The following is a 4129-nucleotide window of genomic DNA, read 5'->3' as shown; positions in this document are numbered from 1 at the left end:
AGCCACGGCCAACCGGGTCGCCAGCGAGCAAAAAACGGCCCTCGCCACGCTTAACCAGCAGCTGTCCCTGTCGCAGCGGATGGCCAGAGCAAATGAAAACGCCCAGGTCAGGCTCCGTGAGGAGCTTGTTACTGCAGGCGAGGAGAGGGCAAGACGGGAAGCGACTATCGGGAGATTACTCAATGAAAATGAAGCGTTACGCCGCTGGTATACCGCTCAGCTGCCTGATGCTGTCCGCAGGTTGCACACCCGCACCGCCTGTGCCTCCGCAGCACATTGTTTACAACGCCTGCCCGAAGGTGAGCCGCTGCCCGATGCCGGGAAGCGAACCCGCCACTAACGGCGATCTCAGCGCGGATATTCGCAGGCTTGAATACGCCCTTATCGCCTGCGCGCTGCAGGTTGAAACCATAAAAGACTGTCAGGATAAACTCGATGCACAAACTCAAGAGCCTGCGTCAGGCATTAATTGACGCGATCCCCCAGCTGAATGCCAACCCGGAACGCCTGCAGATGTCGGTCGGAAGCGGCAATATAGACGCCCGACTGGCCTCCTCGCTCTCCTTTGAAAAGCGGTATGCGCTGAACGCGAAGGTCAGCGGTTTCACCGGCGACAGCGAGGGATTTTTTGTCCCGGTGCTGGCCTGGCTGCGGGAAAACCAGCCGGACATTTTTACCCTCGATGACGGACGCAAAAACGGATACACCTTCACGATCGTCTTAAACGATGACGATACGATGGATATCACCATCAGCGTGCAATTGACCGAGCGCATTCTTGTTTCCCAGGATCAGGGCGCTCTGCACGCGACCTATTCCCCGGAGCCGCCGCTGCCGGAGCCCGTCACGCGTCCGAAGGCGTTGTACATCAACGGTGAGCTGGTCAGCCAGTGGGAGGACTAAGCTCCCCACGCTGAAGGCCGCCAGCCGCCTGTTGTCTGGACCGCTTGTTGTATCATCCCGCAGAAAACCCCGTCTCGTTGCTGCCGTTCCTCCTGAACGGCATTCTCTTCTCATGAATACATTAACTTCCATGAACGGTATCGCTCGCGCGATCCGCAACCTGATTCGTATCGGTGTTGTGACCGACGTTGACCTCAACAGAGGGCTTTGTCGTGTCCAGACCGGCGGGATGAAAACCACCTGGCTGAACTGGCTAACCTGTCGTGCGGGACGTTCGCGCGTGTGGTGGGCCCCTTCCGAGGGAGAGCAGGTGCTGCTGCTGGCCATCGGCGGTGAGCTGGATACCGCCTTTGTGCTGCCCGGCATTTTCTCGGACGACCATCCGGCACCGTCCGGGTCACCTGATGCGTTCCACGTCTCGTTTCCGGACGGCGCGGTGATCGAGTACGAACCCGGGCGCGGGGCGCTGACGGTTGCAGGCATTAAAACGGCCGATATTACCGCCTCTGAATCGCTGACCGCCACCGTGCCGGAGGTGAGGGTGACATCAACATCCCGCATCACGCTGGATACGCCTGAAGTGGTGTGTACCAACAGGTTAATTACCGCCTCGCTGGAAGTGCAGAAGGGCGGGGTGATGACCGGAAATATTGAGCACTCCGGCGGTAAATTGACCTCCAACGGAGTGCAGGTGGACAACCACGCGCACGGCAGTGTGCAAAGCGGCGGAAGCTGGACTAAGGGGACACAATGACGGTGCGTTACAGGGGAATGAACAGGCAGACCGGGCTAAGCCTTTCAGAGGCTGACCACATCCGGCAGAGCGTGCGCGACATTCTGGTTACGCCGATTGGCTCGCGGGTCATGCGCCGGGATTACGGCTCGCTGCTGGCGGCGATGATAGACAGGCCGCAGAGCCCGGCGCTGCGCCTGCAGATCATGGCCGCCTGTTATTCCGCCATCCAGAAATGGGAGCCGCGGATAAGCCTGACGTCCATCACTTTCGAACGTTCGGAGAATGACGGGACGTTGTATGTCGATATCACCGGCACGCGCCCGACCTCCGGACAATCCTTTTCTATCACTATTTCACTGAGTTAAACGCTATGGCTATTGTTGATCTGAGCCAGCTCGCCGCGCCTGATGTCGTGGAGGAGGTGGATTATGAAACGCTGTTGGCAGAACGAAAGGCCACCTTTGCCTCCCTCTATCCGGAAGAGGAGCGAGAGGCGATTGCACGGACGCTGACCCTGGAGTCAGAGCCGATTGTGAAGCTGCTGCAGGAGAACGCCTACCGGGAAGTCATCTGGCGCCAGCGGGTTAACGAGGCTGCGCTGGCTGTGACGCTTGCCTATTCTGCCGGTCACGACCTTGATGTTATCGCGGGAAACAATAATACCGAACGCCTGACCATCACCCCGGCAGATGACACTACCATTCCGCCAACGGCTGCCGTCATGGAGTCTGACGCTGACCTGCGACTGCGCGCCCAGCAGGCATTTGAGGGATTGAGCGTCGCGGGGCCGGTTGGAGCCTATGAATATCATGGTCGAAGTGCCGACGGACGGGTCGCTGACGTTTCGGTTGATAGCCCTCAGCCTGCATACGTGACGATTTCGGTGTTATCCCGTGAGGGTGATGGCACCGCTCGTCCTGAACTACTGGCGGTTGTTGAAAAAGCGCTTAACGCTGAAACCGTCCGCCCGGTCGGCGATCGTGTGACTGTTCAGTCAGCAGAAATTGTGCCTTACAAGATAAACGCAACACTCTACGTTTATCCCGGACCAGAGTCTGAACCCATCAGGCAGGCTGCAGAGCAGAGGCTGCAAAATTATATCAGCGCACAGCATCGCCTTGGACGCGATATCCGCCTGTCGGCCATTTATGCAGCACTTCACGTTGAAGGCGTGCAGCGCGTTGAACTGGAATCTCCCCAGTCTGACATTGTACTGACTAAGTCGCAGGCCTCGAACTGTACCTCGTATCAGATAACGATCGGGGGTTCGGATGAGTGAAAGGCTATTACCCGTCGGGTCCTCACCCCTGGAAATCGCCGCTGCCGCTGCGCTCTCGAATATTGAGCGTGTGCCGGTACCGCTACGCACGTTATGGAACCCCAGCGCGTGCCCGGTGAATTTACTTCCCTACCTGGCATGGGCGCTGTCGGTAGACCGTTGGGATGAGGCGTGGCCGGAGAGAACCAAACGCAGCGTCATTATGTCCTCATTTTTCGTCCATCAGCACAAAGGAACCATCAGCGCATTGCGTCGTGTGGTGGAACCGCTTGGCTTTTTGATTGAGGTGCGCGAGTGGTGGCAGCTCGGTGAGGAGCCTGGCACATTCCGTCTGGTTGTCGGTGTGCTTGATAACGGCATCACTGACGAAATGTATCAGGAGCTTGAACGTCTCATTGAGGATGCCAAACCGGCAAGTAGACACATGACCGGGCTGGCTATCAGCCTGAGCTCAACGGGAGAGTTTTATGTCGGCGCAGGATGCTATCACGGCGATGCGCTGGCTGTTTACCCCTACACCACTGAGGAACTTATTGTCGGTGGTGATTATTACCCGGCCTCGGCCATCCATTTGATTGATAACCTGAGAGTGAACGCATGACCGCAAAATATTTTGCCATACTGACTAATCAGGGCGCGGCGCGGCTAGCTAACGCGACGGCACTTGGTACAAAACTCAATCTGACGCAAATGGCGGTAGGCGACGCTAACGGAACGTTGCCCACCCCCGATCCTGCGCAGACGAAGCTCGTTAACCAAAAACGCATTGCGCCGCTAAACCTGCTCGCTGTTGATCCGAACAATACCAGCCAGATCATCGCTGAGCAGATTATTCCCGAGAATGAGGGTGGGTTCTGGATCCGAGAGATCGGTCTCTATGACGACGACGGCATTCTGATCGCCGTAGCTAACTGCCCGGAAACATACAAGCCTCAGCTGCAGGAAGGAAGTGGCCGCACGCAGACCATTCGCATGATTCTGATTGTGTCTAGCACATCTTCAATTTCCCTGAAAATTGATCCGTCAATTGTGCTGGCAACGCGCCAGTATGTTGACGATAAAATTATTGAAGTGAAGAGCTATGCTGATGATCAGATGAAAAAGCACATTGCTGCTGATAATCCTCATAAACAGTACCCATTAATCACCAATGCGTTAAAAGAAATTGCCGATGCAGGATTGAGTGATGAGGTTCTCAAAAACCTTGGTTT

At 56.6% G+C, this 4129-nt stretch carries 8 protein-coding genes; all 8 read left to right on the top strand.

Annotated elements, in window-relative coordinates; all coding sequences use genetic code 11:
- Positions 1-340 (top strand): Rz-like lysis system protein LysB (gene lysB / locus DOU50_RS01095; protein WP_148768559.1); only part of this gene is annotated, 340 nt, incomplete at its 5' end.
- Positions 228-473 carry an Rz1-like lysis system protein LysC gene (gene lysC / locus DOU50_RS01090; protein WP_231103413.1) on the top strand — a complete coding sequence of 82 codons (246 nt, stop codon included), beginning with the start codon at positions 228-230 and terminating at the stop codon, positions 471-473. The genes lysB and lysC, both read left to right, overlap by 113 nt.
- On the top strand, positions 436-903 hold the full coding sequence (locus tag DOU50_RS01085; RefSeq protein WP_148768558.1) for a phage tail protein: 468 nt from the start codon (positions 436-438) through the stop codon (positions 901-903). The genes lysC and DOU50_RS01085 overlap by 38 nt, the downstream gene beginning before the upstream one ends.
- 112 nt (positions 904-1015) lie before the next feature.
- Positions 1016-1657 (top strand): phage baseplate assembly protein V, encoded by a 642-nt coding sequence (locus DOU50_RS01080; RefSeq protein WP_148768557.1) that lies wholly within the window; start codon positions 1016-1018, stop codon positions 1655-1657.
- Positions 1654-2004, top strand: a complete 351-nt coding sequence (locus tag DOU50_RS01075; protein ID WP_148768556.1) for a GPW/gp25 family protein — start codon at positions 1654-1656, stop codon at positions 2002-2004. Before DOU50_RS01080 ends, DOU50_RS01075 begins: the two co-directional genes overlap by 4 nt.
- A gap of 5 nt (positions 2005-2009) precedes the next feature.
- The gene (locus tag DOU50_RS01070) at positions 2010-2918 is read left to right on the top strand and encodes a baseplate assembly protein (RefSeq protein ID WP_148768555.1); all 909 of its coding nucleotides are present in this window, start codon (positions 2010-2012) and stop codon (positions 2916-2918) included.
- Positions 2911-3519 (top strand): phage tail protein I, encoded by a 609-nt coding sequence (locus tag DOU50_RS01065; protein WP_148768554.1) that lies wholly within the window; start codon positions 2911-2913, stop codon positions 3517-3519. Before DOU50_RS01070 ends, DOU50_RS01065 begins: the two co-directional genes overlap by 8 nt.
- On the top strand, positions 3516-4129 hold a 614-nt coding region (locus DOU50_RS01060), incomplete at its 3' end, for a phage tail protein (RefSeq protein ID WP_194266109.1). The genes DOU50_RS01065 and DOU50_RS01060, both read left to right, overlap by 4 nt.

Source organism: Enterobacter sp. C6 (genome assembly GCF_008122455.1).
Classification (GTDB): domain Bacteria; phylum Pseudomonadota; class Gammaproteobacteria; order Enterobacterales; family Enterobacteriaceae; genus Enterobacter; species Enterobacter pseudoroggenkampii.
The sequence above is the reverse complement of the archived record's forward strand: the minus strand, read 5'-3'. Positions and strand labels throughout refer to the sequence as shown.

Coding starts and splice junctions, on each gene's coding strand:
- lysC (WP_231103413.1), top strand. CDS start 228: ATGCTGTCCGCAGGTTGCACACCCGCACCGCCTGTGCCTCCGCAGCAC.
- DOU50_RS01085 (WP_148768558.1), top strand. CDS start 436: ATGCACAAACTCAAGAGCCTGCGTCAGGCATTAATTGACGCGATCCCC.
- DOU50_RS01080 (WP_148768557.1), top strand. CDS start 1,016: ATGAATACATTAACTTCCATGAACGGTATCGCTCGCGCGATCCGCAAC.
- DOU50_RS01075 (WP_148768556.1), top strand. CDS start 1,654: ATGACGGTGCGTTACAGGGGAATGAACAGGCAGACCGGGCTAAGCCTT.
- DOU50_RS01070 (WP_148768555.1), top strand. CDS start 2,010: ATGGCTATTGTTGATCTGAGCCAGCTCGCCGCGCCTGATGTCGTGGAG.
- DOU50_RS01065 (WP_148768554.1), top strand. CDS start 2,911: ATGAGTGAAAGGCTATTACCCGTCGGGTCCTCACCCCTGGAAATCGCC.